Raw genomic sequence first — 23,389 nt, 5'->3', positions numbered from 1 at the left:
GCACTCCATAGGGTGACAGCGAGGCCGTTACGGTGGGGCATGGAGCGGCCTCGCAGTGAGGCCGGCAAAAAGGCAGGTCGGCAGTCCCATCCCTTCGCCGGCATGATCCGGATCAGGTTCTAAGGGTCACCGCGCTGCAATGCCAGCGGTTTCTCAGCCCGTTGCCGGGCTCCCCTTGGTGGTGAGCAGGTATACCGCACCTTCAAGGGCATTGTCACGAAGCAAAACGCCTGGGCTGGAGCCATTCTGGCTCGCACAGTCAGCCCGAATGGCTTGGCTGCAAACGCCAACGCGCAACAGGGAAAATCATAGAGGCCAATAGCCACCAGTCATTAGCCTGTCATTTTACTGTCGTATTTTCGGGCTTCACCCAGGGTCGGGAATACCAGTCGTGATACGCCGTTTTCTCTCGTCAGCAGGCCTTCTGCGCCTTTTGATCCTGATGCTCTGCGCAGCCACCCTGACCTTTCTCTGGGGGTTGCACTTCAGCCAGAAGACCGCCGCACGCCAGGATGCGCTGACGGCCAAGGCAGCCGAGCACCAGAACCTCGCCAACATTGTCGCTGAAAGCCTGCGCCAACTGGTCGATCGTGCCCAGGCCGTAGGCCGTGTCACCCAGGACGACATGAAAATGATGCGCCAAGGCAGCCTGAGCCTGGCCCGGGTGCTGGCCGAAGACCCGGTATTCAAACGCATGAGCCTGTATGACAGGCACGGTCAATTGTTGTCGGCGAGCCATACCGATGAAGCTCCCCACCTGCCGGAAGAGTGGTTGCAGCAGCTGAAGCTGCACGTCGCGCATTACGGCTTCAAACCCTTCCTGCCACGCGTCGAACCGGGCTTCACCCCGCCCGCCATGCCGAGCTGGCGCCTGCCCTTCCTCTTGCCGCTGCCCAATGTACCAGGCCGAGAAATCGACAACATTCTGGTAGTGCAGCTCGACATTGGCTATCTCGCCGTGCTGTTCCAGCACATCGACCTGGGCGATACCGGGCTGATGCGCCTGCAGCAGGACGATGGCCAGGAACGCTTGCGTATCGATACCAGCGGTGTGGTCGTGGCCGGCGACGATTTCGAACCCGGCCTGCCAGCACCGGGCAGCGAGACGGGCCGGCTGGTGCAATTTGCCGCAGGCCACTCGTATCAGAGCCTTTACCGCCGTATCGACGAGCGCGGTTTCAGCATCATCGTCAGCCAGCGCATCGACGAAATCCTCGCGGCCTCTGCCCTGGCGTATTCGCGCCAGTTCTGGCTGAACCTGAGCATGACCCTGATGATCCTTGCCAGCCTGGCCTGGACCTTGCGCCTGCTGCGCAAGCGCCAGGAAGCCTTCAGTGCCCTTGAGCACGCACAACAGGTCAACCAGCAACTGATCGGGCGCCTGGAAGACGAACACCGGCGTAGCAGCCATGCAGCCGCCACCGACCATCTCAGCGGGTTGCATAACCGCCGCCAGTTCGTCGAAATAGCAGGCCTTGCACTGACCCACCAACGTGGCAAGCGCCGGCTGATGGCGATCCTGTTCATCGACATGGACCGTTTCAAGTCGATCAACGATTCGCTCGGCCACAAGATCGGCGACTTGCTGCTGCAGGCCGTGGCCGGGCGCATCCAGCGCCTGCTTGAGCCTGGTGATGAGGCCTCGCGCTTCGGGGGAGACGAATTCGTGGTGCTGCTGGCCGGTGAGCGCAGCGAGGAGCAGATCAATGTTTGGGTACGCGAACTGGTGCTGAAACTGTCGGCTACCTACGCCCTCGATGGCCAGGAAGTCAATACCAGCCCCAGCGTGGGCGTCAGCATCTGCCCGCGCGACGGTCAGGACATCGACAGCCTGATCCGCTGTGCCGATGCGGCCATGTATTCGGCCAAGCAGGCCGGGCGCGCCCAGTACCGCTTCTTCGACCCATCGTTGAACCTCTCCGACATCCAGGCCTTTGCCCTGGAACAGGCTTTTGGCTGCGCCTTGACCGAGCGCCAGTTCGTGCTGCACTACCAGCCGCAGATTCGCCTGGATACCCAGCGCGTGCTGGGGTACGAAGCCTTGGTACGCTGGGAGCACCCGGAATTCGGCCTGCTCTACCCGGACCGTTTCATAGACCTGGCCGAGCGCAGTGGCTTCATCATCGAACTGGGCTGGGAAGTATTGCGCCTGGCCTGCGAAGAACTGGCGCGCTGGGATGCTCACGGTCGCGATAACCGCCTTGCGGTGAATGTGTCGGCATTGCAGTTGCGCCAAGCCGATTTCAGTACCCGCCTGCTGGCCAAGCTGCAGCTCTACGGCATCGCCCCGCAACAATTGGAGCTGGAGATAACCGAGACCACCATTCTCGACCCTGAAGGAACGGCTGTCGGTCACCTGCACCGTTTGCGCGCAGCAGGTCTGGGCATCAGCCTTGACGATTTTGGCCGCGGCTACGCCGGCTTCGCTCACCTGCAATCACTGCCACTGAGCAAGCTCAAGATAGACCGCTCGCTGATCGCACCGTTGTCCAACAGCTACGACGACAGCCCGTTCGTCTCATCAACCATCATTCTGGCCAAGCGCTTGGGCCTGGAGGTTGTCGCAGAAGGCGTAGAAACCCGCGAACAGGTGGTGTGCCTGAAACTCGCCGGCTGCGATATCGCCCAGGGCTACCACTTCAGCCGACCGTTGTCGCCGGCCCAACTGCGCGACTACCCACCCTTCAACAACAGGGAGGAAAAGCCATGCGTGCTCTGACGGCCCTCGCCGGCCTGTTGTTTGCCCAGTTGCTGGCAACCAGCGTGCTGGCCGACTGTACGCCCCACAGCTTGCGCCTGGCCGTCATTCCGATCAAAAGCAGCGAAGACATGATGCGCGAGCATCAAGTGTTGCTGCAACGACTGAGCCACGCAGCGGGGGTGCCGGTGGAACTGGTGATCGCCGCGTCCTACGAAAGCGTGGTCGATGCCATCGTTTCCGGCGGTGCCGACATCGCCCGCCTCGGCCCTGCGTCCTATTTGCTTGCCCAACGCCGCGACCCACGTATAGAACCCTTTGCCACCTTCACCTTGAGTGGCGGGCCTTACACCGCTGCAGGCAGCCATTACCAGGCACTGCTGCTGACCCGCGCCGGCAGCCTTGAGGGGGTCGAGCCTTTGCGGGGCAAGCGCGTGGCCCTCAGCGACCCGGCCAGCACCTCAGGCAGCCTGGTGCCCAGCGTCGAATTTGCAGGCCAGGTGGGGGCGCCATTGCAACAGTTCTTTGGCTCGCTGGTGTATGCCGGTACTCATGACAAAGCGCTGGACGCGTTGCTGCAGGGCCGTGTCGATGCCGCGTTCGTTGCAAGCGAGCGGGCCGACGCCTACCTGGCCCGGCATGGGTTGGCACCAGACAGGCTCACGGTGCAGTGGCGGTCGCAGCCGATCTACTACGACCCATACGTGTTCAGTGCCCGCCTGTGCCCGGCCCTGAAAAGCCGAATCCGCAAGGCGATGCTGGATGACCCCGAAGCCCTGGCGGCCTTCGTTACCGCCCAGGGTGCCAGTGGGCTGGTGCCGGTGAGCCAGGCCCAGTACGCGCCGCTGCGCCAGATGATGGATGCCGCGATACCGCGCTGAGTCAGAGGACAGATCAGTCATTAGGGTTTATTGTGTCGGCAACACACGCTGACACCCCCTCACATGACCGACATCGAGCGCTACGTCCGCGCCGCCACCCGTGACAACACCCGGCGCAGTTACCAGGCTGCCATCGAGCATTTCGAAGCCCACTGGGGCGGTTTTCTCCCCGCCACTGCCGACAGCATTGCCCGCTACCTGGCCGATCACGCCGGGCAGCATGCGGTCAGCACCCTGCGCCAGCGCCTTGCGGCCCTCAGCCAATGGCACATCAGCCAAGGTTTTCCCGACCCGACCAAGGCACCGCTGGTACGCCAGGTACTGCGCGGTATCCGCACCTTGCACCCGACGCCGCCGAAACAGGCCGCACCGCTGCTGTTGCAGCACCTGCAGACGGCTGTCGAGCGTTTTGAAGAAGAGGCCAGGCTGGCCCGCGAGCAGCATGACCTGCCAGCACTGCGCCGCGCCCGGCGTGACACTGCACTGTTGCTGCTGGGCTTCTGGCGTGGGTTTCGCGGTGACGAACTGGCGCGCCTGCGCGTGGAACACATCCAGGCCGAAGCCGGCGTGGGTATCAGCCTGTTCCTGCCACGCAGCAAAGGTGACCGTGAAGCGCTTGGCGTACAGCACCGCACCCCGGCACTCAAGGCGCTGTGCCCGGTCGCAGCCTACCTGCAGTGGCTCGAAGTGGCGGGCATTGCCCACGGCCCGGTGTTTCGCAAGCTCGACCGCTGGGGCAACCTGAGCGACACAGCGCTCAACAGCAACAGCCTGGTCGGCCTGTTGCGGCGCATGCTCGAACGGGCCGGCGTGCCGGCGGCGCTGTACACCGGCCACTCCCTGCGCCGCGGTTTTGCCACCTGGGCCACGGCCAACGGCTGGGAGTTGAAGTCGCTGATGAGTTACGTGGGCTGGAAGGATGCCAAATCGGCGTTGCGCTATATCGACTCGGCTCAGCGTTTTGGCGAACTGGCCGTATTACCGGCCAGCCAGGGGCAAGTGCTCATTCCTTGAACGCATAGCGGGGAATGCCGCCCACTTCCGGGCGAATCGCATACAGGTCGCCAGCGTCCGGGTAGTGGCGCAGTTCAGTCGGCGACATGCCGACCCGTGCGGTGGTGATGTACAGCGTACTCATGCCATCGCCACCGAAACAGCAACTGGTCGGGCGCGGCACCGGCATAACTACCTGTTCGGTCAAATGGCCGTCGCGGTCATAGCGCAGCAGGCAGCTGCCATTGAACTGACACACCCATAACCCGCCTTCACGATCCAGCGCGATACCGTCAGGGCGCCCCAGTTCGGCAGGCGTCTCGGCGAACAGGCTGACCTGCTCCAGGCGCCCTTCGGGCAGATACTCGGCGCGGTAGATCGAGCGTGCAGCGGAGTCGACGAAGAACACGGTCTGGCCATCGGCCGACCAGGCAATGCCATTGGGCAGCGCCATGCCGTCATGGATCACCACATCGTGCAGTTCGCCGTCGAAGCGCAGCAGCGCACCGGTCTTGCCACTTGGCCCCTCATCCATCAGCCCGGTGACGAAGCGCCCCTGCGGGTCGCAGGTACCGTCGTTGAAGCGGTAACTCGGGCGGTGATGCACCGGCGCCGAGTACTGGCGCACCTTGCAAGACGACATATCCAGAATGGCAACGCTGGCATCTTCGGTGAAGATCAGGTTGCCCTGGTCGGTCAGTGCCAAGGCACCGATACGTGCAGCGGATTCATAGAGGTTCTCGACCTCGCCATCCGGTAGCAGCCGGTGAATCCGCCCGCCGGTGATATCGACGAAATACAACGCGCCCGTGCGCGCGTCCCACACAGGGCTTTCACCCAGGTCGGCACGGGTGTTGGCGACCTTGGTCGGCACGTAGTGACATTCCTTGATGAGGCTCCAGCGTTCGGCCACTTCGCCCAGGCTGGAAGCCTCTACCCGCGCCAGGTCACGCGGGTAGCTCACCCCGCTGTTCTCGCTGAAACGCGTGGCGGTGAACTGGCCATTGCTGGCACGCAGGATGTACCCGGTATCCCGGCAAAGCGGGCTGGCCAGGTACAGAACGCCCGGTGTCACCCATTGCGGCTTGAGCTCTTCCGGCGGCTGGGTCACGCCCCACATCCGGGTTTTGGCCACCGGCGAGACCGCATTGACCAGGATGCCGTGTTCCAGCCCTTCCATGCTCAAGGCGTTCATGATGCCCACCTGGGCCATCTTGCCCGCCGAGTAGGCGACCAGGCCTGGCTGGGCATAGCGTTGATACATGGCGCGGTCCGAGGTGGTGAGGACTATGCGTGGTGCCTCGGCTTGCTTGAGGTGCTTCCAGGCATGCTTGGCGAGCCACACCGGGGCGTGCACGCTGATGCCCAGTGCGCGATCGAGAAACGCCTGTTCCTGTGTCTCGATGCCTTGGTAATCGACCCAACCGGCGTTGTGGATGAGAATATCCAGCGCGCCGAAATGCGCGATGGCCAGCTCCACCAGTTCGCGGCATTCTTCTTCGTTTTCCAGGTGGCCGACATGAGCGACCACATCGAGACCCTGGCCCCGCAGGGTTTCGAGTGCGACGCTGACCGCCGCCGGGTTCTGACCTTCGCCCGAGCGGTCAGTGCCCAGGTCGCTGATGACTACCCGCGCTCCCCGCGCGGCCAGCGCCATGGCGTAATCCAGGCCCAAGCCCTGGGCGGCACCGGTGACGATGGCGACTTTATCTTTGAATGGGTCTGTGCTTGGCATTGTAGAGCCCTTCCGATTCTCCTTTTTTACGATAACAATAAAAAAATCAATGACTTAATATTAAAAGCATGCAACTTTGATATCTGCTGGATATCACCTGAGACCCGCCACCTTCCGATGCACCCCGACCGGCAATGTCAAGCCCGGATGAGCCGTTTACAGCAGAGGCTTTGTCGCCGCGATGCCACGCACTATCATGGCCGCCTTGCAGGGTCGGCCGCCGGAGAACGCTTTCCCGGCCCCCGTTCGACTCGATGAAGGAACGTAGAATGATCGAGACACGTTTGCTCAGGCAGTTCATTGCCGTGGCCGAGGAGCTGCACTTTCACAAGGCAGCCATCCGCCTGCACATGGCACAGCCGCCCCTGAGCCAGGCGATCAACCGACTCGAAGAGAAGCTGGGCTTCAGCCTGTTCCTGCGCAACAAGCGCGGGGTCAAGCTCACTGCCGCAGGCATGGCCTTCCTGGAAACCGCCTACCGTACCCTCAAGGAGCTGGAACAAGGCATCGAATACGCCCGCAATGTGTCCGAGGGCATCTGCGGCAAGCTGACCATCACCGCCATTTCCATCGCTTACTACGAGTCGCTGCTCAATACCCTGAAGAAATTCCGCGAAATCTACCCGAACGTGCGGCTGACCATCCGCGAAATGCCTTCGGCCTCCCAGGCCAAGGCATTGATGGCCGGTGAAGCGGACATCGGTTTCATGCGCAAGCTGCCGATGCCCCCAGACACCATCGAATCGAGATTGCTGCTCAACGAGCAGATCGTCATGGCGCTGCCCGCCAGCCACGCCAAGGTGCATCAACCTGTGGTCGACCTGCGGGATTTTGCCGAAGAGGACTTCGTCTTCACCCCGCAAGCGCTTGGCAGCGGTTACCACAGCCAGTTGATTGCGCTGTGCGAATCGGCAGGCTTCTACCCCAAGGTGGTGCAGGAAGCGGCGCAGATCCATACCCTGATCGGGCTGGTGGCCTGCGGTTTCGGCGTTGCCCTGGTGCCTGAATCGATTGCCTACTCGACGCTGCGCGAGCGCGTGCAGTTTCGCCCTCTGCGGCCGATCAAGGACCAGCCCACGCCGACCATGGGGCTGTACATGAACTGGAACATACAGAACGCCTCCCCAGCCCTGGGCAGTTTCATATCCATGCTCGACCTGGGGGCGCCACGGCGGTTTGTCGATACCATCCAGCAACCGTTGATTCTGGATGGCAGCGACAAGCACGAACTACACCGCTAGGCGGTATTCGCGCAGCCAGGCATCCAGTGCCAGAGCGGTCTCCAGGTTGTTACGGCGCAGCTGTGAATTGAAATACCCTTCAGGCTGGCGCAGCTCAGCGCCCAGCCGCACACGGTCGATCACCTGGAACACCGGGCTGCCCGCCTGCTCCACCAGGTGCCGGGCCCGCTCACGCAGGAACCGTTCATAGGCAAGGTTCGCCGAAGTCGGATAAGGGCTCTTGCGTCGCTGCAGTACGGGCGCTGGCAGGATATCGGCGCAGGCCTGCTTGAGCAGCCACTTCTCCACACCGTCCTTGCCCTTGATCGACCACGGCACGTTGTACACGTACTCGACCAGCTCATGGTCGGTGAACGGCACGCGTACTTCCAGGCTGGCAGCCATGCTCAGGCGGTCCTTGCGGTCGAGCAGAATCGGCAGCCAGCGCTGCAGGTGCATGTGGCAGATCTCACGCATGCGCCGCTCTTGCGGGTTGTCGCCCGGCAAATGCTCGACGCTGTCAAGCGCCTGGTGATAGCAACCGTCCTGGTAACTGGCAAAGTCGCACAGCCTGTTAAAGTCCGGGTTGATCAGCTCGGGCTGCAGCAACTGCATGCGCGAAAGCCACGGGAAACGCTGCGCCGCCAGCGCCTGCGGGTCGCGGAACCAGGCGTAGCCGCCAAACACTTCATCGGCTGCCTCGCCGGAAATGGCCACTGTTGAATGGCGGCCGATGGCCTTGAACAGCAAGTACAACGAGGTGTCCACATCGCCGAAGGTGGCCGCCGAATCGTTGGCCCGGTACACCGCGCTGCGCGCAGGGTCGGCCACCAGTTCGCCGTTGTCGATGAGGATGGTCTGGTGTTGGCTGCCAATGTGTTCGGCAGCTGCCAGCGCGTAGGGCTGATCGCGTTCCGGGCGGAAGGTGTCGCTCTGGAACTGCTCGGCCTGGCCGACGAAATCCACCGAGAACGAATTGACCCTGCCCCCCTGTTCTGCCGTCAGGCGCTGTTGCGCCATAGCCGTGAGGATGGTCGAGTCCAGCCCGCCGGAGAGCAGCGAACAGACCGGTACGTCGGCGTGCAACTGCTCGCCCAGCGCTTTGCCGAGCAGCGCTCGGGTGCGTGCCACGGTATCGGGCAGGTCATCCTGGTGCTCGCGCCGCTGCAGCTGCCAGTAGCGGCTGAGTTTGGGACGCCCGTTGGGGCGCCAGGACAAGCGATGCCCCGGCGGCAGTTCGCTGACCCCGCGCAAGGCCGTGCGCGCCGTACCGCGCGACAGGCTCAGGGCATCCACCAGCCCCACTACATCCAGCGCACTGGCAAACTCCGGGTGCGCCAGGATTGCCTTGATTTCCGAACCGAACAGCAGCCCCTGCTGGTGGTGGGCGTAGTACAGCGGCTTGACCCCCAGCCGGTCACGCACCAGCAGGAAGTGGCCGTCGCGCCCGTCGAACACGGCGAAGGCGAACATGCCGCTCAAGTGCTCACAGCACTGTTCGCCCCATTGCAGGTAAGCGTGCAGCACCACTTCGGTGTCGCTGCGGGTATGGAACTGGTGGCCCGCCTTGCGCAGGCGCTCACGCAGTGCGTCGTGGTTGTAGACCTCGCCGGTATAGATCAGCGCGACTTCCTCGCCGCTGGCGCAGCGGTAAGTCATCGGCTGAACGCCACCACTGAGGTCGATGATCGCCAGCCGCCGGTGGCCCAGCAAGGCATTGCAATGCTGCCAGCTGCCACTGGCATCCGGCCCGCGCAGTGCCAGCGTATCGGTCATGGCGCGGATAACCTCGCCAGCTTGGGTCAGGTTGCGGGTGTAGTCCACCCAGCCTGTGATTCCGCACATGCTGTGCTCCTTACACCTGAAGACGACGGGTTGGAAGTAGACCGGTCAGGGCTTGCAGGCGCTTGGCGATATCCAGCAACTGCCGCTCGCTGTCACGCCGGCCCATGATCTGCACGGCAAGCGGCGCCTTGCCGTCGGCGCTCAGGCAAATCGGCACGGTAATGGCCGGCAGGCCGCTGAAACTGGCCAGCGGGGTAAAGCTGATCTTCTGCTCATAGCCTTCGTCTGCCGGGGACGGGATGGTCGAGTCCCCTGGCTGCGGGTTGCGCCGGTCGAATGGCCGGTTGGGGTCCATGGGGAACACCACGAAATCCACTTGGGCGTTGTCGAACCAGGCGTCGATACCCGAACGGATGTTGTCCATACGCTGGTGGATGCGCCGGTAGTCAGCGTCGCTGACGCCCTCACCCACTTTAAGGGCGCTGAGTGTCGACCAGTGCAGCTCGCAGTCAAAGCGCCGTGCCCAGGCAGCCGAGGCCAGCCACGCATCCCGTGCGCACAGTTGCCAGGCGTCGCCACGGCAGGCCCACAGGTCCGGCATGGCGACTTCGGCGGGCGCCATGTCCAGGTCTGCCAGTGCGCTGCGTGCCTGGCCCAGCATGTCGAGCATGGCCGCACTGGTCAGCGCCGGGTCCAGCGCGTGCTCCAGCATGGCGACCCGATAGCGCTCTTTGAGTGGCTGTTGCTGGCCGAGCAGTGGCTCCAGGCCCAGCAACGGGAACAGCAGGTCGAGGTCATCGGCGCTGCGGGCGACCCAGCCCAGTGCGTCCATGCGCGGTGACAGCGGAAACACCCCGGCCAGGCTCTCGGCCTTCTGGGTCATGCGCAGGCCGACCATGCCGCAGTGCGAGGCCGGCCAGCGCACCGAGCCGAGTACATCGGTGCCCAACGAGATATCGCAGAGCCCTGCCGCCACCGACACCGCCGAACCGGTACTGGAACCAGACGGATCGATGCTCGGGAAGCGCGGGTTACGGCACCCGGCGCCAAAGGCAATGTTCAGCTCGGTAGTGGCGACCTTGCAGGTCAGGGCGATGCGCGGGTCGAGGAAGGTCAGCGCCTCGGCGCTGCGCTGGGGGTAGTGGCGGTAGCTGCGCAAGCCCAGGCGGGTCGGCAAGCCTTGCACGTCGACAGTGTCCTTCACCCCCAGGCGGTACCACGGTGCCTCGACCTCACGGGTGCTGGTCAGGCAGCGGTAGTGGCTGTCGGCATGCACGGACCATTGTGCGTACTGCGCTGCCCAGTCTGCGGCCATGGCGGGGTTGCGCTGCAGTATTTCATGGCGTTTGCGCAGGCTCAGACCGAGGTATTCGGGCTGCTCGCGGCCGTGGGTGGCGTCGGCGCCGCAGTTGCTGAGGTAGTGGGCGATGGCATCTTGGGTGTCAACGTGGTTCATGGGGTGTATTCCTTGACAGAAGTGGAAGCCGCCCACGGCAGAGGCTTGCCGGTGGCGGACAAAGGCAGGTCGGTGACACGGCGTACCGCAACCGGCCATGGATGGCCTGGCGGTAGTTGGCGAAATGCCTCCAACACCGCGTGCTCGGTGAGGGTGTCGCAGCTGTACAGCACCTCGAACGCTTCGCCGCGCAGCGCATCGGCCACGGCAACGCAGGCCAGCTTGGGGCAATCCAGGCGTTGAGCTAGATCACTTGCCAAACGGGCCAGGTCGACGCGCAGCCCATTGACCTTGATCAGGCTGCTGGCCCGCCCCAGCCACTGGAAGCGCTGTTCGTCCAACACCAATACCTGGTCATCGCAGCAATGCGTGGCTGCTGCGTGTGCCTGGCACGGCTGGCGGGCGATGCGCGGGCTGGCCACGTGCAGCGCACAGGGCTGGCCCGGGGGGCTGAGCAGGGTCACATCGCTCAGCAGGGTCCAGGGCTGCTCTGCATCCCTGTGAGCGTCCAGCTCGCGGTAAGCCATGGCCCCGGTTTCGGTGGAACCGAGCAGTTCGACGAAACGCACCTGTGGCCCGGCATGGCGCTGCACCGTGGCCAGAGCCCCCGGCGGCAGCAACGAGGCGCTGTGCACCACCAGTACCGCACGCCGGGCGCTCAGCCGGGCCAGCAGCGCCGGCAGCACGCGCCAGGTACTGGCAATGGCGAGAATCACGCACGGACCGTCCCCGTCGAGCGTTGGCATGCGTTGCTGCTCCAGCGAGCAGGCGTGCAACTGGGCGTTCAAAACCCGCGACCCGACCTCGCCAAGGATCATGCCGTAGCTGTGGCTGACCGGCGCGAACGAGAAAATCTCCCGAGCATCGGGCGCCCAACGGCCGAGAATCAGGGCCGCCTCGTGCTCCATCTGCACCTGGCTACGCAGCCATTGCCGGGGCGCACCGGTTGAGCCGGAGGTGGTAAACAGATGCTCGGCGTTCACTCGGTGGCCTGCAGGGTCAGTTGATCTTCCAGTTTTTGCCCGACGAATTGCTCCATCTTTTCCAGGGTTTCGAACCAGAAGCGCACATCATCGCTGAGGTAGTCCACTTCGATGTCGAAGCAGCCCTCGATGGCGGTGATCACTTCCACAGCCATGAGGCTGTCGAAGCGTTCGCCGAGAAAGTCACGAAAACTGTCGCGTTTATCGATGGCGTCGACGTGCTCGCCAAGCAGCTGGCCGAGGGTGTGGCGGATACGCTGTTCAATGCTGAGGTCGTTCACGAGCCGGTCTTTCCTTGTTGATGGGCAGCGTTGGTCAATTCCGCTCCGGCACTGAAGAACACGTGCTCGGGCAGGATCGGGTCGAAGTGCAGGTAGATGAAGGCATTCGGGTAATGCGTGCGCAGGCAGCCGTGCAGGCCTTCAGCCAGCGCCTGGTGAGCCTGCCGGTCGCGGGCCTGTGACAGGGTGATGCGCACATGGAACTGCGCCGGTGCACCGTCGCGGTCGGCAACGGGCATCGGCATGCCGGCGCTGAACACACTGGCCTCAGGTAACGGGTTAAAGAACACCATGCAATGGGCGGTGTCGGCGCCCAGTTGCTTGAGCTGGCGGGTAAAGGCCAGCGCCAGGCGCTTGCGCTCCAGCGCTTGCAGCGGTGCACAACAAACAGTGAGGGTGGGCATGGCGGCTCCTTACGACAACTGCAAGCTGGGCAGCTGCTTACGCTGGCCTTGGGCAAAGGCGTCGAGCAGGCGGCCCAGGCAGGTGGACAACGCATCAACCCCTTGCAAGAACAAGGGTGACCAGGCATGGCCGGCAGCGCCGCGCACCTTGTCGAGGAAAAAGCGCAGGTGGGCAAGGTCCACAGGCAGGCCCAGGTCGGCAGCCAGTGCCACGGCCTGGTAGGTGCTGAGCAGGTCGGGAATGCGCTGCCCCTGGTTGGCGAAGCCGCCCTGGCGCACTTTGTGCGCGGCCAGTAACCGGGCGGCAGCCTCAGTGACGTCGTTGCCGATATGGGCCAGGCAGCCCAGGGCCTGCAACCCCGCGCGCAGTGACACTTCGCCACGGGGGAACGTTGCGTAGCCATGAGCTTGCTGGCAGCTGGCGACGTAGCGTTCGATGGCCGCCAAGTCCACGCCGAAGTCATCGCCCAATTGCCGCAAGATCGACACGGCTGATGCGGTGGACACCATGTCAGAGCCGCGCCCCTCCCAGAAACCGAAGCCGCCGTCAGGGTTCTGCAGCGAGGCCAGCCATCGGCCGATCGCCTGGCGGGGCCCTGGCTGGCCAGCGAAGGCACCTGCTGCAAGGCCCCAATTGGTGCAACGCACCTCGGCACCACGGCCTGGCATGTACATGATCCCAGGCTCGTTGGGCATCTGGCAGCCTTCGATCCAGCGCAGGGCCGCATCGCGCGGCTGCTGCGCCAGGCTATCGCCCAGCACGGCAGCCGCAGTGGTCAGCACGTCGGCGGCGGTATCGGCCCGGCGATACGAATAGCCGCCCTGGGGCATCGACAACGTGGCGATGAACGCTGCCACGCCATCGGCCAGGTGCGCCACCGGCTCTCCCAGTGCTTTTAGCGAACCCAGTGCGCAGAACGCCGCCCAGACATCCTCACCGTCATAACCCGCCCAGCGCACGAAGGCACCGGTCGGGCCGCGCAAGGCATCGATCCATTCAGCGCAGCGCTGACGGCTCAGCGGTTGCGCCTGCAATGCCGCAAGGCTTGCGGTGGCGCGATAGGTCGCCCACAGGCACGGCACAGCCGCCGCTTCGCTGAAGCGGAAGCCACCGCAATCCATCTGCTGTGCCTGCAGCCAGCCGATCAGGCGTGGCAGGTTCCATTGCGGCGCCGGCAAGCCCTGGCGAGCCAGCGCTCGCGCAGCCATCACGCCGTAGAAGCAGGCACGGGTGTCGGCCAGGTTGCGTCGGGCGAAATCCGCCGACCAGCTCAGGCCACCATTGGCACACTGCAACCCCTCGAGCCAGGCATACAGGGGCTCGGTGTCCCGCACCTGGCCATGGCACACTTCGATCAAGGTGCGCAGCGCATAGTGGCTGGCCCACACGTCCGCCGTCTGGCCCGGGCACATGGCATAGGCGTCGCCATCGAACAGCGTAGCGATCCAGGCCGCTGTTTCGTCGCACTGTTCAACGCCAACGCCCAGGTCGTGCAGGGTTTCGGTGCAATAAAACGTGGCCCAGGCATCGGAGGGCATCCCCTTGCTCCAGGCAAAGCCGCCATCGCGGTTGCGCCGAGACAGGATGTAGGCCTGTAATACCGGTACATCAACCTGCTCAAGGCGCCCAACCCAGGCCAGGCTGCGTATGGCCGCATAGGTGCACCACAAGTCCGGTTGGCCGTTGCCCAGGCCCTGCCCCAGAGGGAATCGTGGCGGCGTCATTGCTGGCCACCGACAAAGCGCAGGTTGGTCTTCTTCCAGCTCTTTTGCGACCCGCCACTCTTGTTCAGCGCCGACAGGTTGTTGACGAACAGTACGCGGCTCCAGCGCAGCCCCATGTGCTGCTCGCAGCGCTCCAGCAAATGCGCTTGCAGGCGCGCTTCCTGGCTGCTGTCCCAGACGACGTCACGCTCGAGGATAAGCGCGGCGCTGTCAGCCTGGCGGTCCACTTCGATGACATAACCTGTTGCATCGCAACTGCCGTACACCACCTCCTCGACCGCGCGGATCTCAAGGCCTACGCCAGCCACGCGGACGCTATCGCTGTCACGCCCATTGATCAGCAAGGCCGGGCTGAGCTGGCCTGGCTGCCAAGGCGAGGTGATGGTCACGCTGTCACCGGTGTCCAGACGCAACAGCGGGCGTGCATACAGGTTGAGCGGCGTAACGACGAGGCGGCCCGTGAGCCCCTCGGCCGGGGTGACCAGCTTGCCGTCGGGCAACAGCAGTTCGAAATAGTTGGTGGCAGTGGCCAGGCGCATCTGCAGGTCCTGGCCCACTGCGGCCAACGTGCCGGTTTCGGTACTGCCGTAGCTGGCATCGAAAACATCGCATTGCCACCAGCGCGCCAGGCGTTCGCGCAACGGCTGGGTATTGACCTCGCCAAGCAGCATGATCGAGCGCACCGACTTGGCGAAGGCGTGCAGCAATTCGCGCTGTTTCAGGTAGCGGGTCAGTTGCACCAGCACACCCGGGGCAATGAACAGGACCGTAGGCCGATACGTGTCGAAGGTGTTGCACACCCGCTCCCAGTCGGTAATACCGGTGGTGAAGGGATAGAGGCGCACGTGGGAAACGTCCAGGTACTCGCAGACATTGGCGATCAGGTCACCTACCGGCACGATGTCCGATGGCATCAGGTTGGCCACCCGCGAACCCGGGCGCAGCACTGCCCGCCAATGGCTGGCGACACTGACGGCATTCCAGATGATGTCTTCTTTCAAACGCGGGGTCGGGGTCGGCTCGCCAGTCGTGCCGGTGGTGGCGTAATACTTGGCCGCCTCGCCCAGTTCCACCGTGCAGAACTCGAGCGGCTGGCCTTTGAGCAATGCCTTGGCGGTTACAGGCAACTGCTGGAAGGCCGGGAAACTGTAAGGACCTATGTTTGCGTAATGGGCGCTGTGTTGTGCTCGCGTCCAAATTGCTTGCAACTTGCGTTCATAAAATGCGGCGTCGGGGACATGCCCCGCCTGCAGCTGAAGCTCGCGTTCCGCGGCCTTCAGCACGCCGTAATCCTGGTCGCTGTGAACTAACATCGACTCGCCCTCTCGAATAAACAGCGCAGAGAATTGGCGAGCGTCCGGCTCAAGTAAAATACTTATTTGAAACCGCCGGTGATAGTCACGAGGTATTATTCAGCAACTTCAGCGGGTAAAACCTGATCTGTAAGTGCGATTTTTCCGAGCGCTATTCATTCCTCGCGCCGTGGATCCGGTGGGATATCAGACAAAGATGTTTTGGGTATTTCCGGGGCATGCCACGGGCTTTTTTCAGCAACCTTGAGACCGAGCGCCGCACACGCGGCGCATCGCCATGGGTTTGCCGCAGACGCTTCAGCGCCCGTGGGCGCAACGCCATACCCGCGCAACATCACTGGCCCGGGCCCGCAACAAGTGCGCGGCATCGGCGCAGGCCTGCTCCAGGGTCATCGGCCCGCTGGCCAGGGCGAATGCCGCATCGATACCGTGCGCATACAGCTGCTGATAGCCTTCACCCAAGGTGCCCGCCAGCACCACCACCGGGACCCCATGGCGCTTGGCGACACGCGCCACACCCATCGGCGTCTTGCCCCGCAGGGTCTGGGCATCGAAGCGGCCCTCACCGGTAATCACAAGGTCGGCACCTTTCACCAACGCATCGAGGCCGGCCAACTCCGCCACCACTTCCACGCCCGGGCGGAACTGCGCCCCCATGAAGGCTTTGGCCGCGAACCCCATGCCGCCGGCCGCACCACACCCTGGCTGTTCCCGAACATCTTGGCCCAGCACCTGCGCACAATGGTCGGCAAAGTGGCCCAGCGCTTTGTCCAGGGCCTGGACCTGCTCGGGGCTGGCACCCTTTTGTGGCCCGAAGATCGCCGAAGCACCATTGGGCCCACACAGGGGATTGTCGACGTCGGCCGCCACTTCGACCTGAACCTGCGCCAGGCGCGGGTCAAGGCCGCTGGCATCGATACGTGCCAGCCCGGCCAGGGCCAGGCCGCCCTCTTCCAGTGGCTGGCCATCGGCGGCCAGCAAACGCAGCCCAAGGGCACGCAGCATGCCGCTGCCGCCATCGTTGGTAGCACTGCCGCCGATTGCCAGGACGATGCGCTGTGCCCCTGCGCTGAGCGCGGCGTCGATCAGTTCGCCGGTGCCCCAGGTGCTGCTGCGGCAGGCATCACGCTGCGCACTTGGCACCAGTTGGATACCACTGGCCTGGGCCATCTCGATGATCGCTGTGCGGCTGTCGGCCAGCCAGCCCCAACCGGCCCGCACCCGCTGGCCCAGCGGCCCGCGAACGGTCTGCCGGCGCAGTTCGCCGTGGCTGGCAGCGACAATCGCCTGCATGGTGCCTTCGCCACCATCGGCCATGGGGCACTCGAGCAGCTCAGCGGTCGGCAGCGCCTCGGCCAGACCGGCGGCGATGGCACGGGCGACACCGGCAGCATCAAGGCTGTCCTTGAACGAATCGGGGGCAATGACGATTTTCATGGGGATTCTCCTGTCCAGATGGCCGCATGCTGACAGTTGGCCGGCGTCGGGGCCTCGGTCGGATGCACAAACCGGCCGACAGGTTGTTTGGGCAAATGCCTTTTTGCCCAGGTCAATCCGCTGGCAACAGCTGCAACCCCAGATACAGGCTCAACATGCCCTCCAGGCGCAACGGGTCGACCTCGCCCAGCTCGGCAATGCGCTCCAGGCGGTAGCGCAGGCTGTTGCGGTGAATCCCCAGGGTATCGGCGCAGGCCTGGCTCTGGCCATCATGCGCGCACCAGGCACGCAGGGTGGCGAGCAACTGCCCGCTGGCATCCTTGGCACGCACGCGGTGCAGCGGCTCAAGCAGCTCATCCAGCGCATCTTCATTGCGGTGGCGCCACAACAACGCCGGCAGACGGTAACGCGCAAGGCTCAACAGCTGCTCGCCTGGCAACACTTCGCGGCCATAGGCGAGCAGGTCACGAACCCGCCGGTAACCGCGGCGCAACTGCTCAAGGCTCTGCGCCGGGCTACCCAGCGCCATGCGCTGGATCTGCCAGCCGCTGCGCTGCACGCGCTCGAGCAGGCGCACCTCATCCAGCGCCACCCCGGCCGGGCGGCACCACAGCAAGGAATCGCGTGCCGGGCTCACGCACCAACTGTCCGGGTAACGGCTCATCAACCAGGCAGCCAAGGCCTCGGCCGCCGGGCCGGCACGCAGTTCGAACAAACACGGCACCCGTGGCAACTGCGGCTTCAGGCCCAATTGCTGCGCTTCGTCCAGCAGCCGCGGCGAGTCGCCCGTACCACCGAGCAGCAACGCCAGCAGGTCATCACAACGCTGGCGCCGCCATTGCTGTTCAACCTGCAAATGGCGCTGGGCCAGCAGCATTTCGGCGGTCATGCGCACCAGTTCGCCGTAGGTGCGCAGTTGCTGTGGGTCACCCGTCAGCCCCAGCACGCCGATCAGCCGCCCATCGAGCATCAGCGGCAGGTTGACCCCCGGCTGCACGCCTTTGAGGCACTTGGCGGCGTCTGCATCCAGCTCGACGATCCGGCCATTGGCCAATACCAGCTGCGCACCTTCGTGGCGGGTGTTGATGCGCCCTGGCTCACCACTGCCCAGGATCAGCCCCTGGCTGTCCATGACATTGACATTGCACGGCAGAATGGCCATTGCCCGATCGACAATATCCTGCGCCAGGTCATGGTCCAGTTCGAACATTCGGTGGTCCTTGAGGGTATTGGGTTTTGGTCGCGAGCAGGCGCGGCACAGGCGACCTTGGCGCAAGAAGCCCGATCATGGCACACGGCTCTATCGCTGACCAAGGCCGAACACGCCCCTCATGAAGCATGGCGCTCCTTCCGGCCGTCAGATCACTGCATCACCCTGTCATCCCAGGCGTCAAATGGTTCCAAGGCCCCCTTTGGAGAATATTCATGACTCAGCACGCCGTGGCTCGCCTCGAGCAACTCGACCCCAAGCGCCCCCTTCGCGTACAAGCCGGCAGCGAAGAAGTGATCCTGATTCGCAGCGCCGGGCAGGTACGCGCCTATCAGGCCAATTGCCCGCACGCCGGAGCGCCGCTGGAAGAGGGCGTGGTATGCAACGGCCTGCTGGTCTGCCCCTGGCACAAGGCCGCTTTCGCCGTTGACGAAGGCGTGGTCTGCGAGCCGCCGGCCCTGGCAGACCTGCGCCGTTACCGCGCATGGGTCAAGGATGGCGAAATCTGGGTCGATGACCAGCCTCTGCCGCATCCCGAGCCACCGCGTCACAGCGATGCGCGCTGCTTCGTCGTCATCGGCGCCGGTGCCGCAGGCTCGGCGGCGGTTGCCACGCTGCTGGCCCATGGGTTCGGCGGTCGCCTGGTGTGGCTCGACCAGGAGCGGCAACCGGCGTATGACCGTACTGCGCTGAGCAAATTCGTGATTGCCGGCGAAATGCCGCCTGATGAAGTGCCAGCGCTGCTTGACGCTGACCAGTTGCGCACAGGCCAACTGGAACGGCGCTCGGGCAAGGTGCGCCTGCTGGATGCCAAAAAGCGCCAGATCACCCTCGCCGACGGCCAGCGTATCGATTATGACGCTGCCTTATTGGCCACTGGCGGCAAGCCGCAACGCCCTGACCTGCCCGGTGCAAGCCTGGCGGGCATCGTGACGCTGCGCTCGCGCGAAGATGCGGCGCGCCTGCTCGATGCCGCCGAACCCGGTCAGCCCGTGGTGATCGTCGGTGACGGGTTCATCGGCCTGGAGGCCGCATCGGCATTGCACACGTACGGCGCACAGGTCCACGTGGTGACCCGCCACGAGGTTCCGTTACGCATGCAGTTGGGTGAACGCATTGGCCGCTCGATTCGCGCGCTGCATGAGCGCAAGGGCGTGGCGTTCCATGGCCCGACCGACATCGAGCGGTTCATCGGTGCGCAACACGTCGAAGCCGTGCTGCTGAGCAATGGCGAGAAAATCGACACGTCACTGGTCTTGCTCGGCACCGGCGTCACGCCGGCCACTGCCTTCGTGCAGGGCGTGCAATTGGCCGAGGACCACTCCATTGCAGTCGACGCCGAGCTGCAGGCCGCCGACCGGCTGTGGGCGGCCGGTGATATCGCGACCTTCCCCCTCACCGGCCGCCCGGTGCGCATCGAGCACTGGCGCCTGGCCCAGCAACACGGTGTCATAGCTGCCGCCAACATGCTGGGCGAGCAACGCCGGTATGAAGACGTGCCGTTCTTCTGGACTTATCAGCATGGGCGTACCTATGAAGTACTGGGGCATGCGCGCGGCTGGGACCGCATCGAGTTTGTCGGGGCGCCGGAGCAAGGCGATTTCATTGCCTTGCAATGTGCAGGTGAGCGGGTGGAGGCCGTGATCGCCAGAGGCTATTCGGATGCCATGGCGCAGTTGTCGCAGCGTATGAAGCGATCACTGAGCCTGGCTCAGGCGCTTGAGTTGATCGGCTGAACGCATTCGCCCCGCACCAGGCCGGCTGCCGATCATGCAAAAATCAGCTATGGTTTTCCCACCTCAAATAACAAGAATTTCGTGGAGCGCCCATGGCCGCGCACACCGCCTCACCCCAAGCCAGTGAGCTGGCCGCGTTCGTCGATTGCCATTTCGCCGAACGTGGCCTGATGCCCGAGCCTGTGATCGCCGAATCCTGGTACCGCAGCATCAACCAGCATCACCTGGACCCTGAACTGCGCCACGTCGACAATATCCTCAGCGCCGCCGAAATCCGCCAGCACCAGGCCCAGCATGAGGCCTACCTGGCCATCGCCAGCCAGGGTGTCAGCGGCCTGGCGCGGCGCGTAGTGGATGCAGGCTTCGCCGTGCTGCTCAGTGACGCCGAGGGTATTACCCTCGATTCCCGCTTGCCGGCCGACCCGCAACGCTATACCCGTTCCGGGCTGATCGTTGGCGCGCGCTGGGACGAGTCGGTGGCCGGCACCAACGGCATCGGTACCGCTCTGGCTAGCCGGCAGGCCCTGACCATCCACCGTCAGGAGCACTTCCTGGCAGCCAACGCCCGCCTGAGCTGCTCGGTGTCGCCGATCTTCGATGCCCACAATCAACTGCTCGGTTGCCTGAATGCCACCTGCCTGTACAACGACGGTCCCAAGCAAGCACAGCACCTGACCTTGCAGTTGGTGACCCTGTACGCACGGCTGATCGAGAACAGCCATTTCCGCGAGCGCTTTCGCGACCGCCTGACCCTGGCGCTGAAACCGCGTGACGAGTTCTCGGACCTGGCGGCCGAGCAGTTGCTTGCGCTGGATGAAGGTGGCCGGGTGATCGGTGCCAATCGGGCGGCCTTCCTTGCGCACAGCGGCAAGTTGCTGGGGGCGCCTGTCGAGCAACTGCTGCACGCCGATATCGACCAACTGCTCGACCTCACCCGTGGCGGCGCCCGCGGTACCCAGTTGCGCGCCCATGCTCAAGCGCTTTTGCTGGACGTCGGCCTGCGCGTCCCCGCCGGCTATCGCCCGCTGCCGGCTGTACCGCCGATGCCCGCACGGGCTCGCCACCCCGGCCTCGAACAATTGGCAGGCCAGGACGCGCAACTGCAACAAAGCGTGCGTCGGCTGCGCAAGGTGCTGGACAAGGACATCGCCATCCTCCTCGACGGCGAAACCGGTACCGGCAAGGAAGCTTTCGCCCGCGCCCTGCACCAGGCCAGCCAGCGCCATGCCAAGCCGTTCGTGGCGCTCAATTGCGCAGCGATACCCGAGTCATTGATCGAAAGCGAACTGTTCGGCTACCGCGCCGGCAGTTTCACGGGTGCCAGCCGCAAAGGCATGAAGGGCAAGCTGGAGCACGCCAATGGCGGCACACTGTTTCTCGATGAAATCGGTGATATGCCTGCACACCTGCAAACGCGCCTGCTACGGGTGCTGGCCGAACGTGAACTGGTGCCACTGGGTGCAGAAACGCCAGTGGCGCTTGATATCCAGGTGATATCGGCGACGCACCAGGACCTGCAGGCCATGATTGGCGAAAAGCGTTTTCGCGAAGACCTTTACTATCGCCTGTGCGGGATGCGCATGAGGTTACCGGCCCTGCGTGAGCGCAGCGACCGCCGCGAGCTGATCGATGCGCTGCTCTCTGGCTTGTCGGCCGGGTCGGGGTTGCGTTTGAGCGCCGAGGCGCATCGTTGCCTGCTGGGCCATGCGTGGCCGGGGAATGTGCGCCAACTGCTCAACGCCCTGCGCCAGGCGGTAGCGCTGGCCGAGGGCGGTGTGATCGAACTGGCCGACTTGCCCCAGGAGTTGCTGGACGGTGCAGCGCCTGCCCAGCCTGCAGCGCTCGAGCAACAGGTGGAAGACCTTCAGGCGCGGCATTTGCTGGAGGTCTTGAAGCGTGAGCACTGGAACATGAGCGCAGCGGCGCAGGCGTTGGGCATTTCGCGCTCGACGCTGTACCGCAAGATGAAGCGGTACGCGATCGTGCAGCCAAACCTGTTGGGGTGACCGGTGCGCCCCTATCGCCGGCAGGCCGGTGCCATGCACCCCAGCGTCTGCATCGCCGGCAAGACAGGGACGCTGGGGTGAAGACTTACCCCTGGATGTACACCACCTGGGTGCGCGTGTACTCATACAGCCCGTGCTTGCCATCCGCCCCGCCGATGCCGGACTTGCGCGCACCGGCGTGGAAGCCCTGCATGGCTTCGAAGTTCTCGCGGTTGATGTAGGTCTCGCCAAAGTCGATCTCGCGGCAAGCCTTCAGCGCTGCATTCAGGTCACGGGTATAGAGCGATGAGGTCAGCCCATACTCACTGTCATTGGCCAAGGCAATCGCTTCGTCCAGATCGTCGACCACCTGGATCGGCAATACCGGTCCGAAGATCTCCTTGCGCATGATCTCCATGTCCGCAGCACAGCCGGCGAGCACAGTCGGCTGATAATGGAACCCGGCGCCGAGGTCGGCGACCTGCCCCCCGGTCACCAACTGGGCGCCCTGCCCTACGGCCGTGCGCACCATCTGCGCCACCTTGTCGAGGCCGGCCTGGTTGATCAGCGGCCCCATGTCCAGATCGGCCTGGCGCGAGGGGTCGCCATAGCGGATGGCCGCCATGGCCTGGCCTACCTTGTCGACGAAGGCGTCGGCCACCTTGCGCTCCACATACACCCGTTCGGCACAGTTGCAGACCTGGCCGGTGTTGATCACGCGCGAGGCGACGATGGCTTTCACCGCAAGGTCCAGGTCGGCGTCAGCCAGCACGATCGCCGGGGCCTTGCCGCCCAGTTCGAGGTTGAGCTTGGTAATGTTCGGTGCGGCCGCGGCCATGATCCGCGCGCCGGTAGCCACGCTGCCGGTGAAGCTCACCAGGTCGACACCAGCATGGCTCGACAGCCCGTGACCGACGCTCGCCCCTTTGCCGCCCACCACGTTGAACACGCCTGCGGGCAAGTCTGTCTCGGCCACCAACTGGGCGAACGCGTAGCAATTGATGGGGGTTTCCTCACTGGGCTTGATCACGATGGTATTGCCGGTGAGCAGCGCCGGCGCCATCTTGCGTGCGATGAGGAAGAACGGGAAGTTCCACGGCAGAATCCCCGCCACCACGCCCAGTGGCTTGCGCATCAGGAAGATGTGTTCGTGGGCGCGGTCGCTGCTGAGTACCTCGCCCTCCAGGCGGCGCGCCCATTCGGCCATATAGTCAAGGTAGTCAGCGGTAAAGTTGACCTCGACCTGGGCCAGCGCCGGCACCTTGCCGCCCTCCTGGGTAATGATCCGCGCCAGGCGGTCGGCATTGGCCCGCACCTTGGCGGCGATCTGGCGCAGGTAGCCTGCCCGTTCAATGGCCGTCTTCGCCGCCCAGCCCTTTTGCGCCTTGCGTGCTGCTGCGATGGCGCGCTCCACCTGTTCGGCCGGTGTTTCTGGCACCCGCCCCAGCAACTGGGCGTTGGCCGGGTTGTAGACCTCGATTAGCGCCTCGCTGGGTACAAACGCGTTGTCGATGAAGTTTTGGTAGGTCGTGTCTGTCATGCTCGTG

At 64.3% G+C, this 23,389-nt stretch carries 17 protein-coding genes, 1 pseudogene and 1 riboswitch; of the genes and pseudogenes, 6 read left to right on the top strand and 12 right to left on the bottom strand.

Annotation, left to right across the window (positions count from 1 at the left end):
• Positions 1 to 72: 72 nt before the first annotated feature.
• Positions 73 to 186: riboswitch (TPP riboswitch) on the bottom strand.
• 205 nt (positions 187 to 391) lie between these two features.
• From ACMGGN_RS09060 to ACMGGN_RS09050, 3 genes are all read left to right on the top strand, one after another.
• Positions 392 to 2,719, top strand: a complete 2,328-nt coding sequence (locus ACMGGN_RS09060) for an EAL domain-containing protein (RefSeq protein WP_115274771.1) — start codon at positions 392 to 394, stop codon at positions 2,717 to 2,719.
• Positions 2,707 to 3,579: a phosphate/phosphite/phosphonate ABC transporter substrate-binding protein gene (locus ACMGGN_RS09055; protein WP_414156684.1), complete on the top strand. Its 873-nt coding sequence runs from the start codon at positions 2,707 to 2,709 to the stop codon at positions 3,577 to 3,579. Before ACMGGN_RS09060 ends, ACMGGN_RS09055 begins: the two co-directional genes overlap by 13 nt.
• Positions 3,580 to 3,642: 63 nt before the next feature.
• A complete protein-coding gene (locus tag ACMGGN_RS09050) occupies positions 3,643 to 4,593 on the top strand; it encodes a site-specific integrase (protein ID WP_174141186.1) in 951 nt (316 codons plus the stop codon).
• On the opposite strand, the gene ACMGGN_RS09045 is transcribed toward ACMGGN_RS09050, so the two are convergent.
• A complete protein-coding gene (locus ACMGGN_RS09045; protein WP_371316877.1) occupies positions 4,583 to 5,692 on the bottom strand; it encodes an SMP-30/gluconolactonase/LRE family protein in 1,110 nt (369 codons plus the stop codon). The two genes, ACMGGN_RS09050 and ACMGGN_RS09045, sit on opposite strands and share 11 nt — an antisense overlap.
• A pseudogene (locus ACMGGN_RS09040) lies at positions 5,687 to 6,307 on the bottom strand (SDR family NAD(P)-dependent oxidoreductase); the annotation flags it as partial. The gene ACMGGN_RS09045 and the pseudogene ACMGGN_RS09040, both read right to left, overlap by 6 nt.
• A 269-nt stretch (positions 6,308 to 6,576) precedes the next feature.
• Here ACMGGN_RS09040 and ACMGGN_RS09035 point away from each other — a divergent pair.
• Positions 6,577 to 7,548, top strand: a complete 972-nt coding sequence (locus tag ACMGGN_RS09035; protein ID WP_046786177.1) for a LysR family transcriptional regulator — start codon at positions 6,577 to 6,579, stop codon at positions 7,546 to 7,548.
• On the opposite strand, the gene asnB is transcribed toward ACMGGN_RS09035, so the two are convergent.
• The 9 genes from asnB to ACMGGN_RS08990 form a co-directional block, all read right to left on the bottom strand.
• Positions 7,537 to 9,372, bottom strand: a complete 1,836-nt coding sequence (gene asnB, locus ACMGGN_RS09030) for an asparagine synthase (glutamine-hydrolyzing) (RefSeq protein WP_414156683.1) — start codon at positions 9,370 to 9,372, stop codon at positions 7,537 to 7,539. The two genes, ACMGGN_RS09035 and asnB, sit on opposite strands and share 12 nt — an antisense overlap.
• A gap of 10 nt (positions 9,373 to 9,382) precedes the next feature.
• Positions 9,383 to 10,768, bottom strand: a complete 1,386-nt coding sequence (locus ACMGGN_RS09025) for an amidase (RefSeq protein WP_279931683.1) — start codon at positions 10,766 to 10,768, stop codon at positions 9,383 to 9,385.
• The gene (locus ACMGGN_RS09020; protein ID WP_251962721.1) at positions 10,765 to 11,751 is read right to left on the bottom strand and encodes an AMP-binding protein; all 987 of its coding nucleotides are present in this window, start codon (positions 11,749 to 11,751) and stop codon (positions 10,765 to 10,767) included. The genes ACMGGN_RS09025 and ACMGGN_RS09020 overlap by 4 nt, the downstream gene beginning before the upstream one ends.
• Positions 11,748 to 12,032 (bottom strand): acyl carrier protein, encoded by a 285-nt coding sequence (locus ACMGGN_RS09015; RefSeq protein ID WP_251962720.1) that lies wholly within the window; start codon positions 12,030 to 12,032, stop codon positions 11,748 to 11,750. Before ACMGGN_RS09015 ends, ACMGGN_RS09020 begins: the two co-directional genes overlap by 4 nt.
• Complete coding sequence (locus tag ACMGGN_RS09010) at positions 12,029 to 12,436, bottom strand: hypothetical protein (protein ID WP_046786173.1); 408 nt, start codon at positions 12,434 to 12,436, stop codon at positions 12,029 to 12,031. The genes ACMGGN_RS09015 and ACMGGN_RS09010 overlap by 4 nt, the downstream gene beginning before the upstream one ends.
• A 9-nt stretch (positions 12,437 to 12,445) precedes the next feature.
• Entirely contained in the window at positions 12,446 to 14,161 is a 1,716-nt protein-coding gene (locus ACMGGN_RS09005) for a prenyltransferase/squalene oxidase repeat-containing protein (RefSeq protein ID WP_414156682.1), read from the bottom strand.
• Entirely contained in the window at positions 14,158 to 15,474 is a 1,317-nt protein-coding gene (locus ACMGGN_RS09000; RefSeq protein WP_414156681.1) for an AMP-binding protein, read from the bottom strand. The genes ACMGGN_RS09005 and ACMGGN_RS09000 overlap by 4 nt, the downstream gene beginning before the upstream one ends.
• Positions 15,475 to 15,771: 297 nt before the next feature.
• Complete coding sequence (locus tag ACMGGN_RS08995) at positions 15,772 to 16,911, bottom strand: glycerate kinase (protein WP_119687052.1); 1,140 nt, start codon at positions 16,909 to 16,911, stop codon at positions 15,772 to 15,774.
• Between the two features lie 112 nt (positions 16,912 to 17,023).
• On the bottom strand, positions 17,024 to 18,121 hold the full coding sequence (locus ACMGGN_RS08990; RefSeq protein WP_174141178.1) for a sugar diacid recognition domain-containing protein: 1,098 nt from the start codon (positions 18,119 to 18,121) through the stop codon (positions 17,024 to 17,026).
• 215 nt (positions 18,122 to 18,336) lie between these two features.
• Here ACMGGN_RS08990 and ACMGGN_RS08985 point away from each other — a divergent pair, with 215 nt between their 5' ends.
• Complete coding sequence (locus ACMGGN_RS08985; RefSeq protein WP_115274759.1) at positions 18,337 to 19,857, top strand: apoptosis inducing factor family protein; 1,521 nt, start codon at positions 18,337 to 18,339, stop codon at positions 19,855 to 19,857.
• Between the two features lie 92 nt (positions 19,858 to 19,949).
• On the top strand, positions 19,950 to 21,863 hold the full coding sequence (locus ACMGGN_RS08980) for a sigma-54-dependent Fis family transcriptional regulator (protein WP_115274758.1): 1,914 nt from the start codon (positions 19,950 to 19,952) through the stop codon (positions 21,861 to 21,863).
• Between the two features lie 85 nt (positions 21,864 to 21,948).
• Here the strand turns inward: ACMGGN_RS08980 and aldA are convergent, their stop codons facing one another.
• A complete protein-coding gene (aldA, locus tag ACMGGN_RS08975) occupies positions 21,949 to 23,382 on the bottom strand; it encodes an aldehyde dehydrogenase (protein WP_046786167.1) in 1,434 nt (477 codons plus the stop codon).
• Positions 23,383 to 23,389 lie beyond the last annotated feature (7 nt).

Source organism: Pseudomonas sp. BNK-30 (genome assembly GCF_047456185.1).
Classification (GTDB): Bacteria; Pseudomonadota; Gammaproteobacteria; order Pseudomonadales; family Pseudomonadaceae; genus Aquipseudomonas; species Aquipseudomonas putida_E.
Note: the sequence above shows the minus strand (reverse complement) of the source record. Positions and strands in the feature narration are given on the sequence as shown.

Coding starts and splice junctions, on each gene's coding strand:
- ACMGGN_RS09025 (WP_279931683.1), bottom strand. CDS start 10,768: ATGAACCACGTTGACACCCAAGATGCCATCGCCCACTACCTCAGCAAC.
- ACMGGN_RS08985 (WP_115274759.1), top strand. CDS start 18,337: ATGACTCAGCACGCCGTGGCTCGCCTCGAGCAACTCGACCCCAAGCGC.
- ACMGGN_RS09050 (WP_174141186.1), top strand. CDS start 3,643: ATGACCGACATCGAGCGCTACGTCCGCGCCGCCACCCGTGACAACACC.
- ACMGGN_RS09055 (WP_414156684.1), top strand. CDS start 2,707: ATGCGTGCTCTGACGGCCCTCGCCGGCCTGTTGTTTGCCCAGTTGCTG.
- asnB (WP_414156683.1), bottom strand. CDS start 9,372: ATGTGCGGAATCACAGGCTGGGTGGACTACACCCGCAACCTGACCCAA.
- ACMGGN_RS08990 (WP_174141178.1), bottom strand. CDS start 18,121: ATGTTCGAACTGGACCATGACCTGGCGCAGGATATTGTCGATCGGGCA.
- ACMGGN_RS09005 (WP_414156682.1), bottom strand. CDS start 14,161: ATGACGCCGCCACGATTCCCTCTGGGGCAGGGCCTGGGCAACGGCCAA.
- ACMGGN_RS09035 (WP_046786177.1), top strand. CDS start 6,577: ATGATCGAGACACGTTTGCTCAGGCAGTTCATTGCCGTGGCCGAGGAG.
- ACMGGN_RS09000 (WP_414156681.1), bottom strand. CDS start 15,474: ATGTTAGTTCACAGCGACCAGGATTACGGCGTGCTGAAGGCCGCGGAA.
- ACMGGN_RS08995 (WP_119687052.1), bottom strand. CDS start 16,911: ATGAAAATCGTCATTGCCCCCGATTCGTTCAAGGACAGCCTTGATGCT.
- ACMGGN_RS09010 (WP_046786173.1), bottom strand. CDS start 12,436: ATGCCCACCCTCACTGTTTGTTGTGCACCGCTGCAAGCGCTGGAGCGC.
- ACMGGN_RS08980 (WP_115274758.1), top strand. CDS start 19,950: ATGGCCGCGCACACCGCCTCACCCCAAGCCAGTGAGCTGGCCGCGTTC.
- ACMGGN_RS09045 (WP_371316877.1), bottom strand. CDS start 5,692: ATGTGGGGCGTGACCCAGCCGCCGGAAGAGCTCAAGCCGCAATGGGTG.
- aldA (WP_046786167.1), bottom strand. CDS start 23,382: ATGACAGACACGACCTACCAAAACTTCATCGACAACGCGTTTGTACCC.